The 21,974-nt window shown below is 67.6% G+C and carries 25 protein-coding genes and 2 pseudogenes; 15 read left to right on the top strand and 12 right to left on the bottom strand.

Translation table 11 applies throughout. The features are described 5' to 3' along the window. The first annotated feature begins 99 nt into the window (after nt 1-99). From Ssi02_RS21785 to Ssi02_RS39865, 6 genes and pseudogenes are all read left to right on the top strand, one after another. Nucleotides 100-1,533: an amidase gene (locus tag Ssi02_RS21785; RefSeq protein WP_204028467.1), complete on the top strand. Its 1,434-nt coding sequence runs from the start codon at nt 100-102 to the stop codon at nt 1,531-1,533. A gap of 67 nt (nt 1,534-1,600) precedes the next feature. Further along, nucleotides 1,601-2,155 (top strand): TetR/AcrR family transcriptional regulator, encoded by a 555-nt coding sequence (locus Ssi02_RS21780; RefSeq protein WP_239129306.1) that lies wholly within the window; start codon nt 1,601-1,603, stop codon nt 2,153-2,155. A gap of 275 nt (nt 2,156-2,430) precedes the next feature. Beyond that, the gene (locus Ssi02_RS21775; RefSeq protein ID WP_204028463.1) at nt 2,431-3,840 is read left to right on the top strand and encodes an MFS transporter; all 1,410 of its coding nucleotides are present in this window, start codon (nt 2,431-2,433) and stop codon (nt 3,838-3,840) included. Between the two features lie 399 nt (nt 3,841-4,239). Continuing rightward, nucleotides 4,240-4,851 (top strand): hypothetical protein, encoded by a 612-nt coding sequence (locus Ssi02_RS21770; protein WP_204028461.1) that lies wholly within the window; start codon nt 4,240-4,242, stop codon nt 4,849-4,851. 23 nt (nt 4,852-4,874) lie between these two features. Then, nucleotides 4,875-5,018 carry a hypothetical protein gene (locus tag Ssi02_RS21765; protein WP_204028459.1) on the top strand — a complete coding sequence of 48 codons (144 nt, stop codon included), beginning with the start codon at nt 4,875-4,877 and terminating at the stop codon, nt 5,016-5,018. Beyond that, nucleotides 5,015-5,140 (top strand): annotated as a pseudogene (locus Ssi02_RS39865) (ABC transporter ATP-binding protein); the annotation flags it as partial. The gene Ssi02_RS21765 and the pseudogene Ssi02_RS39865, both read left to right, overlap by 4 nt. A gap of 96 nt (nt 5,141-5,236) precedes the next feature. Here Ssi02_RS39865 and Ssi02_RS21760 read toward each other — a convergent pair. Continuing rightward, nucleotides 5,237-5,647: pseudogene (locus Ssi02_RS21760) on the bottom strand (MFS transporter); the annotation flags it as partial. A 159-nt stretch (nt 5,648-5,806) separates the two neighbouring features. On the opposite strand from Ssi02_RS21760, the gene Ssi02_RS21755 reads away from it, so the two are divergent. Next, nucleotides 5,807-6,595 (top strand): 2-keto-4-pentenoate hydratase, encoded by a 789-nt coding sequence (locus tag Ssi02_RS21755; RefSeq protein WP_204028454.1) that lies wholly within the window; start codon nt 5,807-5,809, stop codon nt 6,593-6,595. A gap of 717 nt (nt 6,596-7,312) precedes the next feature. Here Ssi02_RS21755 and Ssi02_RS21750 read toward each other — a convergent pair. Beyond that, nucleotides 7,313-7,435 (bottom strand): lasso RiPP family leader peptide-containing protein, encoded by a 123-nt coding sequence (locus tag Ssi02_RS21750; protein ID WP_204028452.1) that lies wholly within the window; start codon nt 7,433-7,435, stop codon nt 7,313-7,315. A gap of 80 nt (nt 7,436-7,515) precedes the next feature. On the opposite strand from Ssi02_RS21750, the gene Ssi02_RS21745 reads away from it, so the two are divergent. Further along, entirely contained in the window at nt 7,516-7,941 is a 426-nt protein-coding gene (locus Ssi02_RS21745) for a hypothetical protein (RefSeq protein WP_204028448.1), read from the top strand. 65 nt (nt 7,942-8,006) lie between these two features. On the opposite strand, the gene Ssi02_RS21740 is transcribed toward Ssi02_RS21745, so the two are convergent. Next, nucleotides 8,007-9,032 carry a saccharopine dehydrogenase family protein gene (locus Ssi02_RS21740; RefSeq protein ID WP_204028446.1) on the bottom strand — a complete coding sequence of 342 codons (1,026 nt, stop codon included), beginning with the start codon at nt 9,030-9,032 and terminating at the stop codon, nt 8,007-8,009. Nucleotides 9,033-9,110: 78 nt separating this feature from the next. Between Ssi02_RS21740 and Ssi02_RS21735 the strand changes: the two genes are divergently transcribed. Next, a complete protein-coding gene (locus tag Ssi02_RS21735; RefSeq protein WP_239129305.1) occupies nt 9,111-9,725 on the top strand; it encodes a TetR/AcrR family transcriptional regulator in 615 nt (204 codons plus the stop codon). Here the strand turns inward: Ssi02_RS21735 and Ssi02_RS21730 are convergent. From Ssi02_RS21730 to Ssi02_RS21720, 3 genes are all read right to left on the bottom strand, one after another. Beyond that, nucleotides 9,718-9,861 (bottom strand): hypothetical protein, encoded by a 144-nt coding sequence (locus Ssi02_RS21730; RefSeq protein ID WP_204028444.1) that lies wholly within the window; start codon nt 9,859-9,861, stop codon nt 9,718-9,720. The two genes, Ssi02_RS21735 and Ssi02_RS21730, sit on opposite strands and share 8 nt — an antisense overlap. A gap of 890 nt (nt 9,862-10,751) precedes the next feature. Beyond that, nucleotides 10,752-11,111: a nuclear transport factor 2 family protein gene (locus Ssi02_RS21725; RefSeq protein ID WP_204028442.1), complete on the bottom strand. Its 360-nt coding sequence runs from the start codon at nt 11,109-11,111 to the stop codon at nt 10,752-10,754. A gap of 387 nt (nt 11,112-11,498) precedes the next feature. Then, complete coding sequence (locus Ssi02_RS21720) at nt 11,499-11,936, bottom strand: ester cyclase (protein ID WP_204028441.1); 438 nt, start codon at nt 11,934-11,936, stop codon at nt 11,499-11,501. 220 nt (nt 11,937-12,156) lie between these two features. Here Ssi02_RS21720 and Ssi02_RS21715 point away from each other — a divergent pair, with 220 nt between their 5' ends. After that, nucleotides 12,157-12,756 (top strand): dihydrofolate reductase family protein, encoded by a 600-nt coding sequence (locus Ssi02_RS21715; protein ID WP_204028439.1) that lies wholly within the window; start codon nt 12,157-12,159, stop codon nt 12,754-12,756. A 404-nt stretch (nt 12,757-13,160) separates the two neighbouring features. Here the strand turns inward: Ssi02_RS21715 and Ssi02_RS39385 are convergent, their stop codons facing one another. Beyond that, the gene (locus Ssi02_RS39385; RefSeq protein WP_275410729.1) at nt 13,161-13,283 is read right to left on the bottom strand and encodes a hypothetical protein; all 123 of its coding nucleotides are present in this window, start codon (nt 13,281-13,283) and stop codon (nt 13,161-13,163) included. Nucleotides 13,284-14,313: 1,030 nt separating this feature from the next. On the opposite strand from Ssi02_RS39385, the gene Ssi02_RS21710 reads away from it, so the two are divergent. Further along, the gene (locus Ssi02_RS21710; protein ID WP_204028582.1) at nt 14,314-14,580 is read left to right on the top strand and encodes a helix-turn-helix domain-containing protein; all 267 of its coding nucleotides are present in this window, start codon (nt 14,314-14,316) and stop codon (nt 14,578-14,580) included. 303 nt (nt 14,581-14,883) lie between these two features. Here Ssi02_RS21710 and Ssi02_RS39380 read toward each other — a convergent pair whose 3' ends face one another. After that, nucleotides 14,884-15,015: a hypothetical protein gene (locus tag Ssi02_RS39380; protein ID WP_275410728.1), complete on the bottom strand. Its 132-nt coding sequence runs from the start codon at nt 15,013-15,015 to the stop codon at nt 14,884-14,886. A gap of 347 nt (nt 15,016-15,362) precedes the next feature. Further along, the gene (locus Ssi02_RS21705) at nt 15,363-15,953 is read right to left on the bottom strand and encodes a TetR/AcrR family transcriptional regulator (RefSeq protein WP_239129304.1); all 591 of its coding nucleotides are present in this window, start codon (nt 15,951-15,953) and stop codon (nt 15,363-15,365) included. A 140-nt stretch (nt 15,954-16,093) separates the two neighbouring features. Here Ssi02_RS21705 and Ssi02_RS21700 point away from each other — a divergent pair, with 140 nt between their 5' ends. After that, complete coding sequence (locus Ssi02_RS21700) at nt 16,094-16,636, top strand: dihydrofolate reductase family protein (protein ID WP_204028435.1); 543 nt, start codon at nt 16,094-16,096, stop codon at nt 16,634-16,636. Nucleotides 16,637-17,286: 650 nt separating this feature from the next. Here the strand turns inward: Ssi02_RS21700 and Ssi02_RS40115 are convergent. Both Ssi02_RS40115 and Ssi02_RS40110 read right to left on the bottom strand, forming a co-directional pair. Beyond that, complete coding sequence (locus Ssi02_RS40115; protein WP_445009408.1) at nt 17,287-17,640, bottom strand: WYL domain-containing protein; 354 nt, start codon at nt 17,638-17,640, stop codon at nt 17,287-17,289. A 48-nt stretch (nt 17,641-17,688) separates the two neighbouring features. After that, entirely contained in the window at nt 17,689-18,234 is a 546-nt protein-coding gene (locus Ssi02_RS40110; protein ID WP_445009407.1) for a helix-turn-helix transcriptional regulator, read from the bottom strand. Nucleotides 18,235-18,417: 183 nt separating this feature from the next. Between Ssi02_RS40110 and Ssi02_RS21690 the strand changes: the two genes are divergently transcribed. From Ssi02_RS21690 to Ssi02_RS21680, 3 genes are read left to right on the top strand one after another with little or no spacing between them, the layout of a single operon-like run. Beyond that, nucleotides 18,418-19,362, top strand: a complete 945-nt coding sequence (locus Ssi02_RS21690; protein WP_204028433.1) for an alpha/beta fold hydrolase — start codon at nt 18,418-18,420, stop codon at nt 19,360-19,362. Nucleotides 19,363-19,416: 54 nt separating this feature from the next. Further along, the gene (locus tag Ssi02_RS21685) at nt 19,417-19,611 is read left to right on the top strand and encodes a WCX domain-containing protein (RefSeq protein ID WP_204028431.1); all 195 of its coding nucleotides are present in this window, start codon (nt 19,417-19,419) and stop codon (nt 19,609-19,611) included. A gap of 11 nt (nt 19,612-19,622) precedes the next feature. After that, nucleotides 19,623-20,525 carry an aminoglycoside phosphotransferase family protein gene (locus Ssi02_RS21680; protein WP_204028429.1) on the top strand — a complete coding sequence of 301 codons (903 nt, stop codon included), beginning with the start codon at nt 19,623-19,625 and terminating at the stop codon, nt 20,523-20,525. Between the two features lie 115 nt (nt 20,526-20,640). On the opposite strand, the gene Ssi02_RS21675 is transcribed toward Ssi02_RS21680, so the two are convergent. After that, nucleotides 20,641-21,849 carry a saccharopine dehydrogenase family protein gene (locus tag Ssi02_RS21675; RefSeq protein WP_204028427.1) on the bottom strand — a complete coding sequence of 403 codons (1,209 nt, stop codon included), beginning with the start codon at nt 21,847-21,849 and terminating at the stop codon, nt 20,641-20,643. Between the last annotated feature and the right edge of the window lie 125 nt (nt 21,850-21,974).

The following is a 21,974-nucleotide window of genomic DNA, read 5'->3' as shown; positions in this document are numbered from 1 at the left end:
GAGGTCGTTAACGGGACTTTCCGATCCGATGCTCGTCATGCCCCTTGTCCAGCGCTATCGGCACTCGACACCGTACATACTAGTATGTATGGTGTCTTCATGACCCTCACCTCCACCGCACACGAGCCCCGTGTGCACTATGCGAGCCTGCTGGAAGTCGCCACGAAGCTACGCGCACGCGAACTCACGCCAGTGGAGTTGACCGAGGCACTGCTGGCACGGATCGACCAGGTCGATCCGGTGCTGCGCAGCTACGCCACGGTGACGGCGGACGTCGCCCTCGCTCAAGCCAGGAGGGCCGAAGCCGAGCTGGCAGCAGGCCGGTACCGAGGCCCCCTGCACGGCGTGCCGATCGCTGTGAAAGACCTCTGCTTCACCGCCGGCATCGTGACCGCGGCCGGCACCACGATCCACTCCGGCCATGTGCCCACCTACGATGCGACAGTGGTCCAGCGTCTTTCGCAAGCCGGGGCCATTCTGCTCGGCAAGCTGCAGCTCACCGAAGGTGCATTCGCCGAGCACCACCCGTCCGTCACACCACCCCTCAACCCGTGGAACCCGGAGTACTGGTCCGGCGCCTCCTCGAGCGGTTCCGGCGTCGCGGTGGGGGCCGGCCTCGCCTTCGGTTCCCTCGGCACCGACACCGGCGGGTCGATCCGGTACCCCTCCGCGGCCAACGGCATCACCGGCATCAAACCCACATGGGGACGGGTAAGCAGGCACGGCGTCTTCGCGCTCGCCGCGAGCCTCGACCACGTCGGCCCGATGGCACGCTCAGCGCAGGACGCGGCCGCAATCCTGGGAGCGATCGCCGGAGCAGACCCGCATGACCCGACCGCGGCCGCCATACCGGTGCCCGACTACCTGGCCGGCCTCGGCGCCCCGATCGGGCCGGTACGCATCGGAGTGGACCGCGCCTACAACGAGACCCGTGTCGACCAGGCGACCATCGACATGCTCGATGATGTCATCGCCGTACTGCGCCGCCTCGGCGCGACGATCGTCGAGGTCACCCTTCCTGATACCAGCACCATCAATGCCATGTGGCCCCGGTACGCCGGTGTGGAGACCGCGATCGCCCACCAGGCGACCTATCCCTCGCGCGCCTCGGAATACGGCTCGGCCGACACACCCGGCTCGATCGCCGGGCTCATCACGCACGGCCACACCGTCTCCGCGATCGAGCTGATGCACGCGCACCATGAGCGGCTCGCGTTCACCGGCGGACTGGCGCGTACCCTGTGCGACGTGGATGTCCTGCTGGCTCCGGTGCAGCCGACCACGAGCCTCACGCTTGCGCAGAAGGAGGCGCTCTATGCCGACCCCGAAGCCCTGACGGACTTCCTCCGCTTCGTCACCCCGTTCAACATGGCCGGCGCCCCGACCATCACCCTGCCGGGCGGTTTCGGCGAGGATGACATGCCGCTGGGGTTCCAGTTCGTCGGCCGGCCGTTCGAGGAACAACTACTGATTCAGCTCGGCCACGCCTACCAGCGTGAGACGGACTGGCACCTGCGGCATCCGGCCCTGTAATACGGGCCGCGACAGGCACCGCACTGCATTGCTGGGAGGCACCATGAAACCGAACGCTCGGGAGCGCTTGATCGAGGGCACGCGGCAACTGCTGTGGGAGCGTGGATACGTCGGCACCAGTCCGACCGCGATCCTGGCACGCTCCGGCGTCGGTCAGGGCAGCATGTACCACCACTTCGATGGCAAGCCGGACCTGGTGTTGGCGGCCGAGCAGCGCAGTGCGGAACTGATGCAACAACAGATCGCCGAAGCGTTCGCCGTGGAAGGCACTGCGCTCGAACGCATCACGGGATATCTAGGGCGCGAACGCGATGTGTTGCGTGGGTGCAGCGTGGGACGGCTCACCGCCGACCCGGAGGTCATGGCCGACGACACCTTGCGCGCACCGATCCGGGAGGCCTTCGAGGTGCTGCACGAACACCTCCGGCGCACGATCGCCGAAGGTGTGGCGGCCGGTGAATTCGCCGGCGATCTGGACATCGACGAGATCGCTTCCGCCATCGCCGCCGTCATCCAGGGCGGTTACGCCCTGGCCCGCGCGGCGCAGGCGGTGGAGCCCTTCGACCGCGCCATCAGAGGAGTGCTCTCACTTCTGCGGGCGAGCGCTCCGCGCGCGAACTGAACCCAAGCACCACCACCCATCGACCAGGGCCCTCGACGAGCTCGAAGGCCCTTCTCTTCCCATGCCCGCAAGACGCCGGCTGGCGTAGGCACTCGGGGCCCCAGCCGCTACTGGCTCGGCCATAGCCCCATCGGCTAGCGACACCACAGGCACCGGGAACCTTCTCTGCCCATTAACCTTCGGCGGCTTCGGCGCGCGGCCGAGCACCCCGGCACCTGCCACAGCCGTCGTCTCCCGACGAAGGCGTGCTTTCCCATACCTCCATCGGAGTGACCGTGTCACCTGACGCTGCCCAAAATCGGCTACCACCACCTGCTTATGCCACCAGCCGGACACTGGGCCTCACCGGACTCTGTCTCGGCACCGCTCTGATCATCATGGAAGCGAACGTCATCAACGTCGCGATCCCAGTGATACGTACTGACCTGCACGCAAGCCTGGCCGGCGGACTGTGGGCCATCGACGCCTACACGCTCATATTCGCCGCCCTGCTGCTGTCCGCAGGCCGGCTCGGAGATCGGATCGGTGCCCGACGCGCCTACCTGACCGGACTGGGGTTGTTCGCCGTTGCCTCGATCGCCTGCGCTGTCGCTCCCAACACGGGCCTGCTCGTCCTCGGCCGCGCCTGCCAAGGTCTGGGAGCAGCGCTCCTTGCCCCGGCACCGCTGACCCTGATCACCCGCATCTTCACCGTGCCGGCCGAACGCACCAGAGCGGTCTCGGTCTGGGTGAGCGTAGGCGGTATCGGCTTCGTGATCGGCCCGTTCGTCGGTGGACTGCTGGTCGACACTCTCGGCTGGCGGAGCATCTTCCTGCTCAACATCCCGGTCGCCGCCGTCACCGGCTGGCTTGTCGCCCGACACGTGGCTGAGGTTCCGCTGCAACGCGTGTCGTTCGACATCCGCGGGCAGGCCCTCGTGATCGTCGGCCTCGCCGCCGTGGTGTGGGCGCTGGTGGAGTCGAGCGTCGCAGGCTGGCTCAACCCCGCCGTGCTCACGGCTCTCGTGGGCGGCACCGCGGCCCTCGTCGTGTTCGTCGCCGCGCAGTATTCCTGGGCGCGAGACGGGCGACAGGTCCTCCTGCCCCCCGCCATCATCGCCGCGCGTCCCGTGCTCGCCGGCCTGCTCGGTGGTGCGACGTACAACTTCACGCTCTACGGGATGCTGATCGTCTACACGTTCAACTTCCAGCAGCTACGTGGCTACTCGGCCTTGCAGACCGGGTTGGCCTTCCTCCCCTTGACCGTGGCCGCCACCCTCGCCTCGACCTTTCTCGGTGCCCGTTTCATCACCGCGTTCGGCCCGCGTACCGGCTTGGCCACCGGAATGACCCTCTCGGCCATCGGACTCGCGCCTCTCACCGTCGCCTCCGCACCGTATCCACTCATCGCAGCCGGCTTCTGCGTCTTCTCCATCGGCATGGGGCTCTCCGCACCCTCCCAGACGCTCGCCGTCATGACGTTCGCCCCCGACCGGCACCAGAACATGGGATCGAGTGCCCTGAACACGGCCCGGCAGACAGGCGGCGTCATCGGGGTCGCACTACTCGGAGCGGTCGTCGCGACAGACCCCGACAGGGGCACCCTCGCAGCCATCGCCATCGCCATCGGCATGTGCCTGATGGCAGCCGCGACCGCCCTACGTCTCATTCCACGCGAAATCATCCGCACCGGCACGAGCCGGTGATATGAGCTCGAAGGGCTCCACGATGGCAAGGCATGTACGTGATAATCGTCTATTTTCACGTATAAGCGATCATGGCGGCACGCCGACCAGGACAAAGTCCCGCCGGAACGCTGCGCGACTCCGGCACGTTATCCGGTACATCGCGGCGGAGGTCGCACGCGGGTGGAGCGAGCAGGAGGTCGCCGCGGAGTTCGCCCGCCTGCCCGGCACCGACTACGACCTCACGCCTGACGCCCTGCGCCGCAGGCCGCTCCCGGCTAGGGTGGAGCCCACGGCGCAGGAGGGCGCCTCCGGGTCCGCGGGCAGGACAGAGTCCACCTCACCGCAGCACAGCCATCAGCACACAGGCGATCTCCTTTCGGCCTGGTATGCGGACCACCGGCTCGCCAGGGAGATGTCATGCCCCAGCTTCCCGACCGCCCCGACCTCGCCCAGCTGCGCCGCCAGGCCACAGAGCTCCTGCGCGCAGCCCAGGCCGGCGAGGACGCCGCGACCTCCCGCCTCGCCGCCATCACCGAGCATCCGACGCTGAACGCCGCCCAGCCGGCGATCGCCCGCGACTACGGTTTCACCAACTGGGCGAAGCTGAAGGCCGAAGTCGAGCGGCGCGACATCCTCAACCAACGCGACCTGACCCGGCTGCAGGCCCTGCTGGCTGCCCATCCCGAGCAGGCTCGGCAGAGCCTGCGCAACTGGTGCGACCCACCCGCTCGGGGCCAGCCCGCTCGGCGACATCGCGATGCTGCGCTTCAACGCCGCCCGAGCGGGCGCGCTGCCGCCAGCGCTCCCGCTCGGCTTCTTGATCGCCTGGTGGGCCGCGCACACCCGGTGGATGTGGCTGCGCCGTTCGCTCGGCGCATTGCCCGGCCTGTCGCTGTCCGTCACGACCTTCTGGCTCAAGCTGGTGCTGTTGCCGGCGTTCTCGTTCAGGTTGCCGCTGTTCCCCGCCAGGGCCGAGGACGGGCTCGCCGGTCTGGTGCTGCCGACCGTGACCCTGGCGGTGCCGTCTAGGAGCCCCCGTCCCCGGCGCCCGAATGGGCTCGCTGGTCGCCGCGGGACGCCCCTTCCTCGCCTCGGCCTGGTGGCTGACGACCGTGCCCGGTCTCGTCGTCACCGCGGTGGCGCTCGCGGTCAACCACCTCGGCCACGTACTGCGTACGCGATCGGAGACACGATGACACCCCTGCTGGCCGTACGTGGCCTAAGCGTCCGCTACGGGCCGTACGGGCGCGGCCGGCCCGCCGTGGACGGCGCCGACCTGACGGTGGAGGCCGGGCGCATCGTGGCGGTGGTCGGCGAGTCGGGTTCGGGCAAGTCCACGCTCGCGCACGCGCTCGCCGGCCTGCGTGGTGCCGGTGAGCCAGCCGACGAAGTACGCGCGCTGCCGCGCGGGGGCGTACTCCGAGACGTGGGTGATCGCCGCGCCGAACTCGCCGCTGACCGCGAGTCCCTGCAGGATGCGGCAGGTCACCAGCAGGATGGGGGCCAGGATGCCGATCTCGTCCGCGGTGGGCAGCAAGCCGACCGCGACCGTCGAGGCGCCCATCAGCACGAGCGTCATCAGGAACACGATCTTGCGGCCGACCAGGTCGGTGATCCGGGCGAACACCAGCGCGCCGATCGGGCGGACGATGAACCCGGCGGCGAAGGTCAACAGCGCGAACACGGTCTGCGCCGCCGTGCCGTAGTCGCTGAAGAACCTGCTGCCGATCACGGGGACGAGCGCGCCGTAGAGGAAGAAGTCGTACCACTCGAACACCGTGCCGACGGCCGACGCGCCGACGACCTTGAGTTCCTGTCTGTTCATCGACGGATTCCTCCAGCCTGGGATGTTTCTCCCGCCTCAAGGCACGACGGCGGGTTGGAGTGACCGTAGGACCGATAGTGACGGACGCAACTATCCGGATTTCCGGTATGCGGGAACGTCAGGTCGAAGCCGTGGCCGTCCCGGTCCACCTTGGTCACCATGACGACGAACACATGGACGGTCGTTCGGGCCGTCGAAGAGTTGCGCGCGGCGGAGTCGACCCGTACGGCGCGCCACCCCATCACCGAGGACTGGCCCGGCCTGGACCTCGGCACCGCCTACCAGGTGCAGTCGGAGCTGGTGGCGGCCAGAATCGCCGGAGGCGAGAGGATCGTCGGCGTAAAGCTGGGACTCACTTCGCGTGCCAAGCAGCGGCGGATGGGCGTGGACGCCCCGCTGACCGGCTGGCTCACCGACGGCATGGTGCTCGACGCCGGCGCGCACGTGCGGACCGAGCGCCTCATCCACCCGCGGGTGGAGCCCGAGATCGTCTTCACGCTCGGTCGGCGGTTGGAGGGTCCCGGGGTCACCCCTGCCTCGGCGATGGCGGCGGTGCGGAGCGTGTCCGCGGGCCTCGGAGTGATCGACAGCCGCTACCGCGACTTCCGGTTCACCCTCCTCGACGTGGTCGCCGACAACGCGTCGTCGGCCCAGTTCGTGGTGGGTGACGTGGAAGTGGACCCGGCCGGCCTCGACCTCGCGCTCGAGGCGTGCGTGCTGAGTGTGGCGGGGACGGTGGTGGACACCGCGACGGGCGCGGCCATGCAGGGCCATCCGGCGCGGGCGCTCGCGCTCGCCGCGAACTCCCTCGCCGAGCGAGGGCTGGCCCTGGAGGAGGGCTGGATCGTCCTCACCGGCGGGATGACCGACGCTGTCCCGCTGGAACCCGGCCGCCCGGTCGCCGCCGAGTTCGCCCACCTGGGCGCGCTCATGGTGACCTGCCGCTGACCGATTCGCGCCTGACGGGCTTGGTTGAGCTCCTGCCGACAGCAGGAACCGTGTGGTCTAGCGTGAAGCTTTCTACAGTGGCTCGAGTCCCACCAGGTTGGTGTGCCCGCGTGGGCACATCGGCTCACTGGGTGAAGATTCCGGGAACCTATGAGGAGCGCCCGTGATCATTAGAGGCGGGCGAGCTACCGATCGCTCCAGCCGCCAGGATGGCGCGGATCGAAATGAGAGCGTGCACCTTCTTGGCGATCTTCATAGTCGAACTCACTCCCTTCCTGATCTCGCCGAGGACTTCCGGCTTCACCGACAGGATGATTGCGAGTAGGACTCCAACTGGCAGCCCCGGCATTGAACCGAGACCGCCCGCTGGCTGAAGATCACGAGTGTGGTCACAAGTTACTCAAGTGCGGAGGCAACTGAGGCGGAACCTTCTAGATCGCACCCTTAGCCCTGAATCCACGGCGCGATTCCTGGTGACCGTTTTCTGGTCCAGTTGCTCCGCGAGGAACCACTTGGCAAGTGGAGAGGCGGTTTTCGGGTGTGGGAGTTCCGCCGTGCTCGATCACGCTCAGAAGGCCCGGGTTAATGTGATCGCCGGGCTAGACGGTCATGATCAGTTCGGACATTAGGCGGGGCCGGCAGGTCACCAGCCGCCCGCGTGGTGGCCGCATCGGGCAGGGACACGAACCAGGCGCTCTGCTCGGCGGTGTCCATGGTTCAGCTGGTGTAGTAGTGGCCGGCGTCGGAGTCGTCGCTGGTGTCCTTGCTGTAGCTGCTCGCGAACGAGCCGACGCGGCTCAGCTGCGGGGCCTCATACCCGGACGGCGTGGGGTGATCCATCTCATCCTCCAAGTGACGGGGGTGGCGCGGTCGCCCGCGCCCAGGCAGCAGGGTGACTGCCTGTAGAAACACCGTCACGCATGGCCGGACGGTGGGCCAGCGCCGTCGCCGACCTCCTGCCCGACCGTACCGCCGCCGAGGAGGGCACCCAAGCCCTGGAGCTACCGGTCACCCTCGACATGCCGGGCAAGATCGCAGACTTCCTCCGCACCACCGAACTGGAGCCCGCCGAACGGGCCGCACTCGACCAGGGCGTCACCGTACGACGCGGCCAGGGTTACACCCTGCGCGTTACCGCCGCCTCCGCCGTACACCGCCGCCTCCGCCGTACACCGCCGGCTCCTCGCCCGCTGCCAGTCGCTCGACGGCGGCCGGGGCCCTGCGGTTCCTTCCCAGCGCAAGGCCCGACGCGAGTACGAGACCCGGGTCAGCACCCTGACGCCCTGACCATGATCGTTCTCACCGATAACCGCTGTACCGATGTTCCCCGAGGCCGGTTCAAGTGACGTCCGCACCCGCGAGCTCGGCGGGGCGACCCGTGCCTGACAGCGCCATCATGAATCAGGTCGTCTCACGGGCGCGCCGCCCGCGATTCTCGATCGGCGGAGTCGGTGAAGGTGGCGCCGATTTCCGCCATCCGCTCGGCCGCGTAGGCGGGGTCGATCAACGCCTCGGGGGTGTGGAGGCCGGGCGGCACGGGGTCGCCGCGCAGGCCGAGCAGCCGTTCGACGCCGAGGGCGAGCCCGAGCGCCGTCAGGGGGCGCTGCCCCTCCGGGTGGAGGAGGTAGCGGCTCGTCCTGAGTGGTGCGCCCGCGCGGTCCACGCCCTCAAGGTCGATCTTGACCTCCGTGGACGCGGGCCCTCCGCGCCGCCTGCCCGCCGATTCACCGATCGCGAACGCGAAGCGGACGTTGGGGGCGCCCGTCGCGATGGCCAGGCTCGGCACGTCGAGGATGGGGACGATCTGGCCGGGCAGCACGGCGCCGTCCACGCTGGTGACCTCCACCTGTGCGTCGGGGCCGCTGACCCAGCTGAAGACGCCGTCGCGGCGGACGTGCCCCGCCGAGGTGGCGGCCAGCAGACGTGCCATGTCCACCGTGGCCGCGGGCCCGCCGCTGTCCTGTTCGTCCAGCACGCCGCTGACCTCGATGGTGTCGATCCGGTCGAACTCCCTGGCGAGGCCGAGCACCGCGAGGACGACGAGCCCGGCGTACCAGTGGCTGGCCAGCAGGATCGGCGCCGCGCCGGCTCGCAAGCCGGCGGCGACAACCTCGGGGCCGATGTCGACCAGGCCGCTGGAGATGCTGACGTACGGCAGGCCGCGGTCCTGTGCGTAACGCAGTCCGTTCAGGTGGCTGTCCCACACCGTTGCCACGACCGCCGAGTAGCCGTCGGTCTCCTGGAGGCCGAGGTCGCCTCGCCGCAGATCGATGGTCACGGCTGTCGCGCCGCCGAGCTCGTCGGCGACCCGCCGGGCGCGGTCGAGATCGCGGCCCGCGATCGTCAGCGGCAGCTCCGGGTACCACCGGCGCAGGAGGGCTGCGGTCCCCGCGCCCGCCTGGCCGGATCCGCCCATGATCAGTACGGAGTGCTCCACGGTGATGCCCTTTCGTTAACTTACATTCTGTAACTTACATTTTGTAGCTTATGCTGGGAGGCAACGCAAGGGAGGACGATGACCACGGGATCGACTCGCCTGTCCAAGTCGGCCAGGCGGGAGCAACTGCTCGACACCGCCATGGCGATCGTGCGCGCCCACGGCACCGACAGCCTCACGCTGCTCAGCCTGGCGGAGGCCGCAGGAGTGAGCAGGCCGATCGTCTACGACCACTTCGGCACCCGCCCCGGACTGCTGATCGCGCTCTACCGGAGGCTCGACGAGCGGCACCGGGCCGCCTCGGAGGAGGCCCTGCGTGATGCCCCGGCCGTCCCCCGTGAGATCGCCCGCGTCCTGAGCGCCGCCTACTTCGCGTGCGCCACCGATATGCCCGAGTGGACCGCTATCTCGGCCGCGCTCAAGGGGAACCAGGAGATGGAGGCGATCGAGCGCAAACTGCTCGACGGCTACACGGACCTGATGGCCACCGCCCTGCGGCCGTACTCCGGGCTCACGCAGGAAGCCCTCCGGCTGCGCTGCGTCGGCGCGCTGGGTGCGGCAGAGGCGATCGCCGCGGAGCTGAACCGGGGGCGGGCCACCGTCGCCGAGGCCATCGCGGCGCTGACCGACCTGACCGTCGGCAGCATCGACGCCGAAGCTCAGGCAGGCGCGGGTGTTGCGACGATCAGTTGAATCCGCTTTCCGAGTGGAAGATCACCCCATACACCTCGGCACCGCAGGTGGCCGCCGCCATCTGCAGTGAGGCGCAGGGCAGCGCGGCATCGTGGTGTTCGGACATGGCGTAGCCGAGCAGCCGGTGGGAGAACAATCCCCGACGGTGGCCAGGTAGAGCTTGCCGAGTTCCTCGCGATGATCGCCCCGCGCTCGGCGTGACGGCACTTCCTCATACCGAGCAGGCCGGCGCGTCCGCTGCGGCTTCCTCGCGCCGACGCGTCGGCCTGGTCGTGCATGGCCCGCTCCACGTACGCGCTGCTGGTGGCGCTACTCCCCGCCACGGCAACGGTGATCGGCATCGTGGTGCTCCGGCAGGTCCCCTCACTCGCCGAGCTCGCCGGAGTCGGGCTCGTGGTGCTCTCGGTCGCTCTCCATCGCGAGCTTCGGACTCCTCCAGCCGAATTTTCATCTCACATAATGCTAATTATGTGAGATCGGCGTGAGATCGTGGACGGCGTGACCGAGATCATCCCCTCGCCATGATTCGGCCACTGCCCCGCCCCGGTTGTCCACAGCCGTAGCCACTCCTGCGGCCACCCGCAGTCCGGGCCCTCCGACCAGCTCGGACGCTCTACTTTGCGTCTGGTGACACCGACCCGAGCGCCGGGCCCAGATCAACGCCGTTTGGGGCCTATGACAGCGTTCTTACCGGCGCCCCTGATCGGTCGCGCGGCGCGTTCACGACAACAGCAATCGCTAGCGGCCGACTCAGACTGCAGCCCGGTGGACCTCACATCACAATCCCGCCAGCCCACACGCAAATTCGTGACCTGCGAAAACGCTCTCACCGGACGCATCCGAACGGAAAGTCACGGTAAGCCGCTCGACTCAGCTCTGCTAACGTGCATGGGCCGGAGCCGGGATACCAAGATCCAGTCCTTGATCTTGCCGGGATAGCCCGGCTTCCAGCGTCGGCCCCCCCCGGGGGCGGTCGAACCTCGCCGGCGACCATCCGGCCGGTCGTCGGACAACGTGTCGGCTATGTCAATCGGCTGTGCCGGCGTGCACGGCGATGATTCGCCAGCCGTGCGTCTCGTCGTATAGCCAAGTGCGGGTGTAGCGCATCCTGGCCGCGAACGGCGCACCGGAGACGGTCCCTTCGAGGGTGCCGAGAAACCATGTCACCCCAGTGCGCCCATCGGCGAGCACGGTCAACTCCTCCTCGGCCACCTTCGTCACCACCTGCGTCCGAGTGCGGTGCAGCTCCAGGTCGTCCGCCTTGGTCGCAACGTTCGCACCGAAGGTAAAGATCAGCCGGTCATCCAGCAGTCGATCCAGCGCCTCGACATCTCCAGCGAGCTGCGCGGCCTGGAGTCGGCGCTCGGCGTCTCGCAAGTCTTCCATCATGAGGTCCACCCTCCCAGCCGGCGCCGTATCCGCGCCAGGACGTTCACGCTCGGCTGATCTCTGCAGTCCGATCCAGGGACTTTGATCGTCGGTGAGCGTTGCCCGAGTGCGGCTCGCCGTGCAGCAGCTGCTCGGCGCCGCCGCGCTCGCCGATCACTCGTCTCAGGCCGCTCAACGTCTCGCCTAGCAGCTCCCGGTCCGCGTCGGCGAGCGCCGGAGTGCGGTCGCGGTCCACCACGGGTTGCTGAGCTTGCTCGACTCGATCCGTGAACGTCTCTGCCGCCTGCAGCGTCGTCTGGCCCCTCCCGCTTGAGCGCCGCTGTGACTCTCCAAGTGGTGCGATCCATACCAAGTCGTCGATGCCGGCATCACCGTGACGGCCGCCTACGGGCCTGGAATGGCGCCGAGTTGCCGCAGCTGTGAGTAGAGGTCGACGACGCCCCAGACCTCAGCGATCCGGCCGTCGGAGAAACGGAAGACGAAGATCTCCTGGTACACGACGGACTTGCCGGTTGGCGCAAGGCCCCTGTACTCGCCCTGGTGGGTCCCGGTCACGGTGTTCCTGGAGACGACCTTGTCCCCTTCCGCGATCAGATCCTCCACCGCGACGTGAATGTCGGGGAACGCGGGCAGGAGCACCGCCCACACCCGCTTGAACGCCTGGATCCCCGTCGCATCGATCGGCGCCGGCGTGTGGAACCGCACGTCCGGCGCGACGACCTCGTCGATCGCCTTCGAGATGATCTCCAGATCGCGAGTGTTCACGGCATCGTGAAAGCGGCTATACGTCGCTTTGTTGATCGCTGCCTGAGCCGTTGACATATGGTTTCTCCTTTGGGTGCCTCGGCGCCGGTGAAGTAGGGGCGTCCTGACCTGTCTGACGACACAGCCCCCCGGAATGTGAGGCCACGCACCGTCCCCGCACACCGTTCGGCGCACCCTGCGAAGATTTCCCACCGGCATGTAGAGAACAGATGGACGGCTCCGACCCCTGTTTGAACGCGGCGCCAGACGAGCGTCGGACTACACGGAAGCCAGTGAGATGAGCAAGGTCACTTGTGATATGTCGGCGTCCCTCGACGGCTTCGCGGCAGGACCGAACCAGAGCCTGGAGAACCCGATCGGCGAAGGCGCGGAGGACCGCCTGCACCGGTGGATGTTCGACGAATCCGAGAAGCACACCGCGGCGATCGAGGGCATCACCGCAGCCGGAGCCTTCATCATGGGCCGCAACATGTTCACCCCCGGCCGCGGCGCCTGGGACCTGGACTGGAAGGGCTGGTGGGGCGACGAACCGCCGTACCACGCGCCGGTCTTCGTCCTCACTCACCACGCGCGTGGGCAGTTGACGATGAAAGGCGGCACGACCTTCACGTTCGTCACCGAGGGGATCGAGGCGGCACTGGCCCAGGCGCGCGAAGCCGCCGGCGACCGCGACGTCGCCATCGCCGGCGGCGCGGAGACGGTGAACCAGTACCGGGCGGCAGGGCTCATCGACGAACTGCGCGTGCACGTCGCGCCCGTGATCCTCGGCAGAGGCGAGCGGCTGTTCGACAACGTCGGGGACATCACCCTTGACCCCATCGGCGACCCCTCGGGCTCCGGACTCGTCACCCACCTGAGATACCGGGTGATCCGCTAGAAGCTCGTGCCCCGGCACGACGGGCTCCCCATGGCCACGACTTGCAGGAGCCGGACAAGGCTCACCCGAACCGCATGACCACGGTGATCCCCGCGCTGCACAGGGAGAGCCTCGCCTTGAGGAGGCATGTGATGGCCGTGGTCAACCGTCCGAACCCCGCTCCGGCGGACCCGGCATCGACATCGTCCGGCACTTGGGCAGCGGGCGCATCGCCTCGGCCGACCTGGCCGACACCCGGCTGTGGCGCGCCAACACCAGCGCCACCTACGGGACGCTGGAGCACATGGCGCGCCGGCCGAGCCCGGATTGGAAACCCTCCAAACTGAGCTTCTCGAACAGGCGGTTGTCGTCGGTGATGGGAACCCCCATTCGGTGTGGGCGAGGAACTCCGGGGCGCCGCCGTTTCACAGACAGCGTGGCCGGCCGTACGGACCGAGGAGCGGCGTCGTTTTGAGGTGGCGGCGGAAGTCGCGGACCGCGCCGGTGGCGGCGATGGGGTCGGTGAGCGGCGGGTCGCCGTCCGCCACCCCCGCCGTACGCCTGGGAAACGGGCCGTTCGGACAGGGGCCAGGTCAGGGCCGCCGGTGAGCCCCCGGGCCAAGGGCGGACCGTCACTGGGGATCGGCGTATCGGACGTTTCCGCAGGTCGAGCTGAGTCCCTTTATGTCAAGCCGTCCGGGAGCCCCCGGTTACGCCGGATTACCTTGGGGCCCGGGACATGCTCGGGGCGGCGGCCCTTGTCCACGCGCACGCCTTCGCCAAACAGCACGGCACCGGCCCGTACCGGGCCGCCGTGCGCGCCACGCCCGCTCGCCCGCTGGAACTCACCCGGGTATGGCGACACCTGCACTGGTATGCCCTCGCCGCCAGACGCCAGACGCCAGACGCCAGACGCCAGACGCCAGCCGCGCAGCTGCCGGGCGGAAGGCTGCCATGCCCGGAGCTGAAAATCTATAGTGGCGATGGTAGACATTCGTGAGTGTGGGCATTATGATTTCTGACATCGCAAGAAACGGATCCACCGGGCAGCGAAGTAGTTTTTTGGCATCACGACGAACTGCCCGCAGCAAGATGAAGTCAAAGGTTGACGGCAGAAGGTCGGACGTGACGGGCCAGTGCAGTGGATAAGGGCCCTGATCGTGGACGCGCTGCCGAAGGTGAAGTTGATAAGTGGTCCGAAAGAGTAAGAAGAAGGGAGTGTTGACGCCATCGGGATCGCCCGTTGCCGGCTGAAGTTCCGCCGCTCGGGTACCGCAGTTCCACGGGATTGGAAGGTGGTCTACGGTCACGCATCCGCGATCCGCGCATCACTGCCGCTCTCCGCGGCGGATGCGCACAACAGTAGGCCGGCCGGATGGCCGGTAGATGGTGTTGAACTCTTTCGGGGCCCCGGCGCAACAGGCGCCGGGGCCCCTGCACGTGACGAGAAGGGAATGTATGGATCAACGTCGCTCGGCTGCCGAGGGTGACACACTGGCTCGCGGCAGGATTCCGGAAACGACGGCCGAACGCACGGCCGAAGACCGGTTCGACGATGAGGACTACCCCGCCTACAGCATGGGCGCGGCCGCCGAAATGCTCGGCGTCACCCCCACATTCCTGCGGGCCCTGGGCGCCGCCCACCTGATCGAGCCGAAACGCTCCGGCGGCGGCCACCGCCGCTACTCCCGTTACCAACTGCGCCTGGCCACGCGTGCCCGAGAGCTCGTCGATCAGGGCACTCCCGTGGAAGCAGCCTGCCGGATCATCATCCTGGAAGACCAGCTCGCCGAGGCGCTGCGGATCAACGCCGAATACGAACGCGAGCGCACCGCCGGAACCTAGCGGCCGGCGCCGCACCCTGCGGCCTGGTCTCCGACTGCGCTGACCAGGCCACACCGCATCCCGTGCACCACGGGTGCCACACTGGCAGATTCGGGCCGCCGAGCCTCTGAGCTGCGGCGTTGCCGGGTTGCCGCTCGCTGTCCGGAAAGGTAGACGTTCTCGGACGGCGAGCCCGCCTGCACGAATGCCGTCCGGAAACCTGTGTCTGAAAGGTCCTGCCACTCGGAGGCCCATGCCGGCCGTATTCCGGTGGCTCCCCCACCACCCGGGTGGTCCGGTCGGTGTCGGGATCGACCTCCACCGTCACCGGCATGCGGTAGCGCATCCACCGGCGCCGAGGCGGGCCGTCGCGTTCTTCGACGATGAGGATCCCGCCCCCTCCTCGTCCAGGTCGTCGACGACCTCCTCCCACGCCGGGTGCATCTCCTCAGCCATCCGCGCATCAAGAAAGATCGGCCAAGGGGACAGGATCGCGCAGCCAGGCCGGACACGGGGCATGACGAGCATCCGAACGAAAATTCCGGCTAGCAGCGCGGAGTGGAGCGGCTTGCCGTGACTTTCCGTTCGCATGTGTCTCGCCGAAGGGTTTTCGCAGGTCACGGCCTATGCGGCCGGATGGCCTCGGCGGCTGCGACGCGAGCGGCGTACACCCGGTGCGCCTTGCGCTCAGCCGGGCCGGCGCTGTCGGCGGCGGCAGCACTTTGCTCCAGCATGGCGCGGTGCCGGGCGAGGAGGGGCTGTACGCCTAAGGTTGGGCACTACCCCGAACGCGGATGATCACGTCAGGGAGTTGCGAAGCGCGCGGCGATCGTTCGGGCTGCTTCGTCGACCGCTCGCGACTGCTCTTCCTTGGTGATCGACCACGTACCGTGCGTGAGGCGCGGCCAGAAGATCGCGGACGCGATCATGCCGAGGAACTGTGCGGATGCCAGATCCGGATCATCGATGTCGGCGCTTCCTGCGGAGTGCGCCTCCCGCAGATAGCGCCCCAGCGCCTGCAGCACAGGCAGCGTGCCGAAGTCGAAGGTCCGCTCGCGCAGTTCGGGGAAGTGGTGCGATTCGGCGATCACCGTTCGCATCAGGGCGACCATGCGAGGACGAGTCAACAGTTCCGAATACGCGCGACCTAGCACCACCAAGCCCGCGTAGAGGTCGCCGGTCGGGATCTCGACCCGTTCCGGAGCCGGCGATCCGCCTGCCGCGAGCACCGTTGCCTCGAAGAGCTCGGCCTTGGTCGGGAACTGCTTGAAGAGCGTCGCCTTGGACACCCCTGCGCGCTCGGCGACACGTGCCAGTGGCGTGCGGTCGTACCCGAACTCCAGGAAGAGCTGCGCGGCGGCACCGAGGATCGCCTCGCGATTGGTCGCGGCCACCGCACGGTGGTACGAGGAGCGTCCACGTGTCATCCGTTCACTATCTCATCGAGGCGAGTTCATTGACTCACCATTACGAACACGATGTAGGTTAATAGAGGTGAGTCGATCGACTCACCTCTTGGAGATAGGAGCGGCTTATGGCTACCGTGATCGTCCACGCGACCATCACTCTTGACGGGTTCATGGCAAAGGAGGACGGCGGGGTCGACTGGATGTTCGGCCGACCCTCCGCTCCCGAGGATGACGCCGTCGTCGGGACAGTGATGAGCCGGATCGGCGCGGTGGTCGGCGGCGCGAACAAGACCCAGACCATCGAGGACGGCGAGATCCCGTATGGCGGCATGCTGAAGGTCCCGGTCTACCTGATGACCCACAGCGCCCATGAGCCGATCGAGCGCGACGGCACCACGTACAACTTCGTCGTCGACGACATCAACGAGGCCGTCAGGCTGGCCACGCAAGCGGCCGGGGACGGCTGGGTCAGCCTGCTTGGAGGAACCATCTCACGACAGTGCCTGCGGCTCGGTCTCGTCGACGAGCTCCACCTGGACGTTGCGCCGGTCCTGCTCGGCGACGGCATCTCGCTGTTCGCAGGCCTTGGGCGGCACATCGAGCTTGAGCGCCTCGATACATCAGCCTTCGCGAGTGAGGCTCATCTTCGCTACCGAGTCCTCCGTTAGCCAGAGTTGCAGGTCCATCGGGGCGCGCACTCTGCCCTCCCGGGTGGCGAAGAAGACTCGGTCCCGGGCCTGTGCGCGGGCATCGCCGGTCCCGGCCACTGCCTCTCCGGGCCCCCTCAGCATCCTGCTCGTCCTGACCACCGGCGCGGCCGGCGTGATGGGCACCCTGGCGTGGTGGAGGTACGCCGACCACGACCGCCGGCCCGAGCTGATGCTGCCTCCTGGTTCAGCGCCTGCTGGCCATTGGGGAGAGCGTCCTGAGCCTGCTGCATGGCCGCCTGCTCTCCGTCGTTCGGTGCGCCGAACATGATCCCGGACGCGATCGCCGACCACAACAGGACATCGGACAGCGACCAGGTCCCCGACTGCGACCAGAAACGCCACCGGCCCGTCGTACTCCTTTGCCCAGCCCCCCAAGCTTGCGCTCACGCTCATACGCCCAAAGGCTGCCGGCGTGGTCCGGCGCAGCGCATGAGTTTCCGTACTCAGTAGTAGGGGTGGCTGGGGCGGCGTTCTTGGCCCCGCTTCTGCTGGAGTGCTGGAACCGTGTCGCCAGCCGCAAACGGCGTCTCGCCCGCCGTGCCGGCGCGGGAAGCGTCACCCCTTCGTGACAGTGCTGCTGATCCGCACTTCGACACTATGGGACGGTCTCAGCCGTATCGCTCGACGAGCGCGTTGCCGATCGAGGCCAGATGGTCTCGCACACCCGGAGGGCCGGTCACCTCGAGCCATTCGATCAGCCCGGCAAGCTCGCCGGCGAGCGTGTGCTCGTTGTAACCGCGGATCACGACCTCGATGCGGCCGTCGGCCGTGGAACCTCCCACCTCGAGCCGATCGCCGAGCCCCATCCGGAGCAGGCCTATCCCGTGGGGCACGCATATCGCCTGGATCTCGAGGGGCGTTCGCCTGCGGTCGACCTCGTCGGCGATCTCCCTCCAGCTCTCGGCAAGGTCGAACCCCTCGGGCCGGTGCACGGGATCGCCGGTCGGCTCGACGCATGACACGCGGTCGATCCGGAAGGTCCGCCGGCCGGCCTCGGTGTTGGAGACGAGCTACCACGACGGACCTTTGGCGACGATGCCCAGCGGGTGGACGGTTCTCTCGGTTTCGGCGCCTTTGCTGTCGACGTAGCCGAGCCGCACCTGGACGCCGCGGATCACCGCGTCTTGGAGTTCGTCGAGGAAGCGAGGTGGTCGGTGCTCGATCCGACTCGCCCCCCATCGTTGCGGGTCCATGACCAACGATGACGCCGCCGCCTCGGCCTGCATCCGGAAGGGCTCCGGCAGGGCATGGACGAGCTTTCGCAGAGCTGCTTTCACGGCCGGCGTCGCAGCCGAGGCCTGGCCGGCGACCAGGAACAGGGCGCGGGCCTCACTCGCGGTCAACCCGGACAGGTCGGTGCGGGCGCCGCCCACGAGGCGCCAGCCGCCGCCTCGGCCCTGCACGGAGTACACGGGCACCCCGGCCATGGCCAGTGCGTCGAGGTCGCGGCGGGCGGTGCGCTCGGAGACCTCCAGCTCTCGGGCGACCTCTGGTGCAGTCACCTGCTCGCGCCGTTGCAGCAGGAGGAGGATGGCCACCAGCCGGTCGGTTCGCATGCCGACCACACTTTCACAGAAAACCGGTCATGAGGTGACCGGTTTCGCCAGGCAAGATGGCGACATGACCTCACCGACGAGGTCGATCGCAAGCGAGCGCCCCTCGGCCTGTCAGGGGTGCGCCGACGCTGTCTTCGGGAACCTTGGTCGCCTGATCGCCCGAAAAGATAGAGAGGAAATGAAATGTTTAATCCAGCCGATTTTCCCAAGCCCGCCCTTATTCCGGTCAACGGTGTGGAGCTCGAGGTCTTCGAAGCGGGCCGGGAAAATGCGGGAAAACCCATTGTGCTCTGTCACGGCTGGCCGGAGCACGCCTTTTCCTGGCGCTATCAGGTGCCCGCCCTTGTCGCAGCGGGCTACCACGCCATCGTCCCGAACCAGCGGGGTTACGGCAACTCATCCCGTCCGACCGAAGTGACGGACTACGATATTGAACACCTGTCGGGTGACCTCGTCGCACTCCTCGACCACTATGGATACGAAGACGCCACCTTCGTTGGCCATGACTGGGGTGCGTTCGTCGTCTGGGGACTGACCCTGCTGCACCCTAGCCGTGTGAACAAGGTGATCAACCTGAGCCTGCCTTACCAGGAGCGCGGAGAAGTGCCCTGGATCGAGTTCATGGAAGCGGTGCTTGGCGGCGACTTCTATTTTGTCCACTTCAATCGGCAGCCAGGCGTCGCGGACGCCGTATTCGCGGAAAACACATTCCAGTTCCTTCGCAACCTGTACCGGAAGAACGAGCCCCCCAGAGAGCCTCAGCCAGGCATGGCGCTGATCGATCTCGCCAGAGCGGAAACACCACTCGGTGAGCCCGTCATGAGCGACAGCGAACTGGCCGTCCTCGTCTCCGCATTCGAATCGTCGGGATTCACGGGCAGCATCAACTGGTACAGGAACCTCGACCGCAACTGGCACCTGCTGGCGGACGTGGACCCGATCATCCAGCAGCCGGCACTCATGATCTATGGCGACCGGGATGTGGTCGCGAGGTCTGAAAAGCTGGCAGAGTTCGTGCCCAATGTGGAAGTGGTCAGTCTGGATTGCGGTCATTGGATCCAGGAAGAAATGCCGGAAGAAACAAACCAAGCCATTTTGAAATGGCTGGAGCGGCAGGATGCCATGTAGCGTCTCGTGATCCGGTTCGTGTCGCCTGAAGCTCTTCGAGTCGTTGGGCGGTGTGTGAATCTCTGTTCGATCGGGGCCAGAGGAGCAGCCGCCACCGATGCCACCGTCGTGGAGATCGGCGCCAACGACGCCGACGAGCTGGCCCGGTATCTCCTCGGTCTGGGTATCCCGTTGCGGGTCCTGTCCCCGGACGATGTCCGGGAGGCTCTGTTTCGGCGGGTGCTCGGCCCAGAATCCTGGCCCCAGTAGTGTGGCTTCGCATGACCGACTCCGAGATTGAGATCACCGCAGACCTGGTCCATGATCTGCTGCAGGAGCAGCATCCGGACCTCGCGGGGCTGGCCATCCGCGAAGTGGCGGGTGGGTGGGGCAACCAAATGTGGCGCCTTGGGGACGACCTTTCTGTGCGCATGCCGCGTACAGAAGGTGCCCCGGACCTCCTGCGCAAGGAGTGCCGATGGCTGCCCGTCCTGGCCCCGCGCCTGCCGCTTCCGGTCCCCAACCCCGTACGGATCGGTGAACCGTCCGCGCGTTTCCCGAAGCCCTGGACCATCATGACGTGGGTCCCCGGCGAGCCACTGGACTACACCTCCATCAGCCGCGGCGACCACGCGGCCGACACTCTGGCAGGCTTCCTCAAGGCACTCCACGTGGAGGCGCCAGAAGACGCGCCGATCAGTGAGGACCGCGGCGACCACCCCAAGACGTACACGGACGGATTCGACCACTTCGTTCACGCCGTCGTCCCCGACGACCTCGCGGACGAGGTCCGGGCCGTCTGGGACGACGCCGTCGCGGCACCCGGGTGGGATGGCCCGCCGCTCTGGGTGCACGGCGACCTTCATCCCGCGAACGTCGTCGTCTCGGACGGGACGCTCACAGGCGTGATCGACTTCGGCGACATGTTCGCCGGCGATCCGGCCTGGGACCTGGCGGCCGCATGGGTCGTCCTTCCCGCCGACGCCGCCTCACCCTTCTTCGACGCATACGCGCAGGCAGATGAGGGGACGATCCGGCGCGCCCGCGGGCTGGCCGCCCTGAAGAGCCTGTTCCTCATGCTCATGGGCCAGAACGGCGACCGGGGCCTTCCCGGCGGCAAGCCGGCATGGGGACCCGCAGGCCGGGCAGCACTCGATCGTGTTCTGAAAGGCGGTTTGATGTAGGCGCCGAGCGATCGGCGGTCTTGCCGTTGACCGGCTTGTGCGTACGCCGGGCGCGCGGCAGCGAGCCTCGCGAAATCCACGGACCTTAGGTACGGCGTTGCAAGACCGGGCTCTGTCACTCGATGAGGAAGCGAACGGGGCCTTCGCCATCGGAGGTCGCATCACGCACCACGTGGGGTGCCAGGCGTGCGAAGAAGCTGTCGGGGTCGACACCCGCCTCAGGTGCGAACACTCCCAGTCGATCGATCTCACCCTCGGCCAGCATCGTCAGCATGATCGTGGTCGGGATGCAGGTGGCCCCAGCCATTCCTCCGGGGATATACCCATTGAGGGCGGTGGCTCTGGTTTCACGGCGGCCTGCACGCCTCCCGGTCGCCAGGGCGAAGATCTGCGGGAGGTAGTCCTTCCCCGTGACCCGTTCACGTGCTGCGGCGGCACCGGCACGAACGGCACCCCACAGGCCTCCGGGGCCGATCCGGTCCTCATACAACGACCCGGCCAGCAGTCGCGAGGCCTCAGGCACCGAGAGGCGACCTGAATTGACGGAACTGACGGTCTCCTCCAGCAGCACCATGACCGCGCCGGGCATGTCGAAGACGTTGACCGAGTGGCGGATCGCCGGGAAGTAGAGCGGCAAGGTCACCGGTTCGGGGTGCCCCACGGTGTAGGCGGTGATGGGCGCCGAGCCGGGCAGGCGTATCGAGGTGGGTGCCATGGGCTTTCCCTCGACCTGCCGGCCGTCGTCCTGGATCGGGATGGGGCCGACAAGTTGGGAGACCCAGTGCTCGACCGCGGCCGATGCTCCATGGTGAGAGGATTCGGCTTCTTCCGGGTCCTCCTCCTGGCCGCCTGTGCCCCAGCCGGTGATAAGCGTGTCGATCTCCTCCAGTCCCTCGATCGCCTTGAGCGCGAGAAGGTTACTGATGCCGGGGCTTGCTCCGGCACCCACAATGGCCGTGATCTTGGCCTCGCGTGCGGCAGCGTCGCGGGAGAGAAGCTCCAGGGTCGGGGCCGGGTCATCGCAGATGTCCACGTAGTGGCATCCCATCTCCACTGCGGCATCGAGAACGGCGGCCCCGAGCCGGAAGAAGGGCCCCACGGTCGAGACCACGACGTCGGCTTCCTCCAGAACGGCCTTCAGCTGGTCACGATTCGTTACGTCGACGTGGGCCAGCCTGGCCTTCTGCCCGAGGGGCTCGGCCGCGTTCCTGGCTGCCTCCTCGTCGAGATCGCCGATCACCAAGTCCTGGACGAAGGGCAATGCGGCGAGCTGGATGGCCGCATATCGACCCATGTGACCGGCGCCTAGGATGACAACATTCATGGATGTAGCTCCCTTTATTTATGCAGAACAGACCGCTTGGGTGCCAACGCTCGGCAGGTGTCAGGCAGGTGCGCCGGATGGACAGGCGAGGTCATGCGGGATGCGTCTCGGGTGCAGGCCGCTTC

The sequence above is a fragment of the Sinosporangium siamense genome (assembly GCF_016863435.1).
In the GTDB taxonomy this organism is placed as follows: Bacteria; Actinomycetota; Actinomycetes; order Streptosporangiales; family Streptosporangiaceae; genus Sinosporangium; species Sinosporangium siamense.
The sequence above is the reverse complement of the archived record's forward strand: the minus strand, read 5'-3'. Positions and strand labels throughout refer to the sequence as shown.

Coding starts and splice junctions, on each gene's coding strand:
- Ssi02_RS21785 (WP_204028467.1), top strand. CDS start 100: ATGACCCTCACCTCCACCGCACACGAGCCCCGTGTGCACTATGCGAGC.
- Ssi02_RS21770 (WP_204028461.1), top strand. CDS start 4,240: ATGCCCCAGCTTCCCGACCGCCCCGACCTCGCCCAGCTGCGCCGCCAG.
- Ssi02_RS21765 (WP_204028459.1), top strand. CDS start 4,875: ATGGGCTCGCTGGTCGCCGCGGGACGCCCCTTCCTCGCCTCGGCCTGG.
- Ssi02_RS21755 (WP_204028454.1), top strand. CDS start 5,807: ATGACGACGAACACATGGACGGTCGTTCGGGCCGTCGAAGAGTTGCGC.
- Ssi02_RS21750 (WP_204028452.1), bottom strand. CDS start 7,435: ATGGATCACCCCACGCCGTCCGGGTATGAGGCCCCGCAGCTGAGCCGC.
- Ssi02_RS21745 (WP_204028448.1), top strand. CDS start 7,516: ATGGCCGGACGGTGGGCCAGCGCCGTCGCCGACCTCCTGCCCGACCGT.
- Ssi02_RS21735 (WP_239129305.1), top strand. CDS start 9,111: ATGACCACGGGATCGACTCGCCTGTCCAAGTCGGCCAGGCGGGAGCAA.
- Ssi02_RS21725 (WP_204028442.1), bottom strand. CDS start 11,111: ATGGAAGACTTGCGAGACGCCGAGCGCCGACTCCAGGCCGCGCAGCTC.
- Ssi02_RS21720 (WP_204028441.1), bottom strand. CDS start 11,936: ATGTCAACGGCTCAGGCAGCGATCAACAAAGCGACGTATAGCCGCTTT.
- Ssi02_RS21715 (WP_204028439.1), top strand. CDS start 12,157: ATGAGCAAGGTCACTTGTGATATGTCGGCGTCCCTCGACGGCTTCGCG.
- Ssi02_RS21710 (WP_204028582.1), top strand. CDS start 14,314: ATGGGCGCGGCCGCCGAAATGCTCGGCGTCACCCCCACATTCCTGCGG.
- Ssi02_RS39380 (WP_275410728.1), bottom strand. CDS start 15,015: ATGGCTGAGGAGATGCACCCGGCGTGGGAGGAGGTCGTCGACGACCTG.
- Ssi02_RS21700 (WP_204028435.1), top strand. CDS start 16,094: ATGGCTACCGTGATCGTCCACGCGACCATCACTCTTGACGGGTTCATG.
- Ssi02_RS40110 (WP_445009407.1), bottom strand. CDS start 18,234: ATGCGAACCGACCGGCTGGTGGCCATCCTCCTCCTGCTGCAACGGCGC.
- Ssi02_RS21690 (WP_204028433.1), top strand. CDS start 18,418: ATGTTTAATCCAGCCGATTTTCCCAAGCCCGCCCTTATTCCGGTCAAC.
- Ssi02_RS21680 (WP_204028429.1), top strand. CDS start 19,623: ATGACCGACTCCGAGATTGAGATCACCGCAGACCTGGTCCATGATCTG.
- Ssi02_RS21675 (WP_204028427.1), bottom strand. CDS start 21,849: ATGAATGTTGTCATCCTAGGCGCCGGTCACATGGGTCGATATGCGGCC.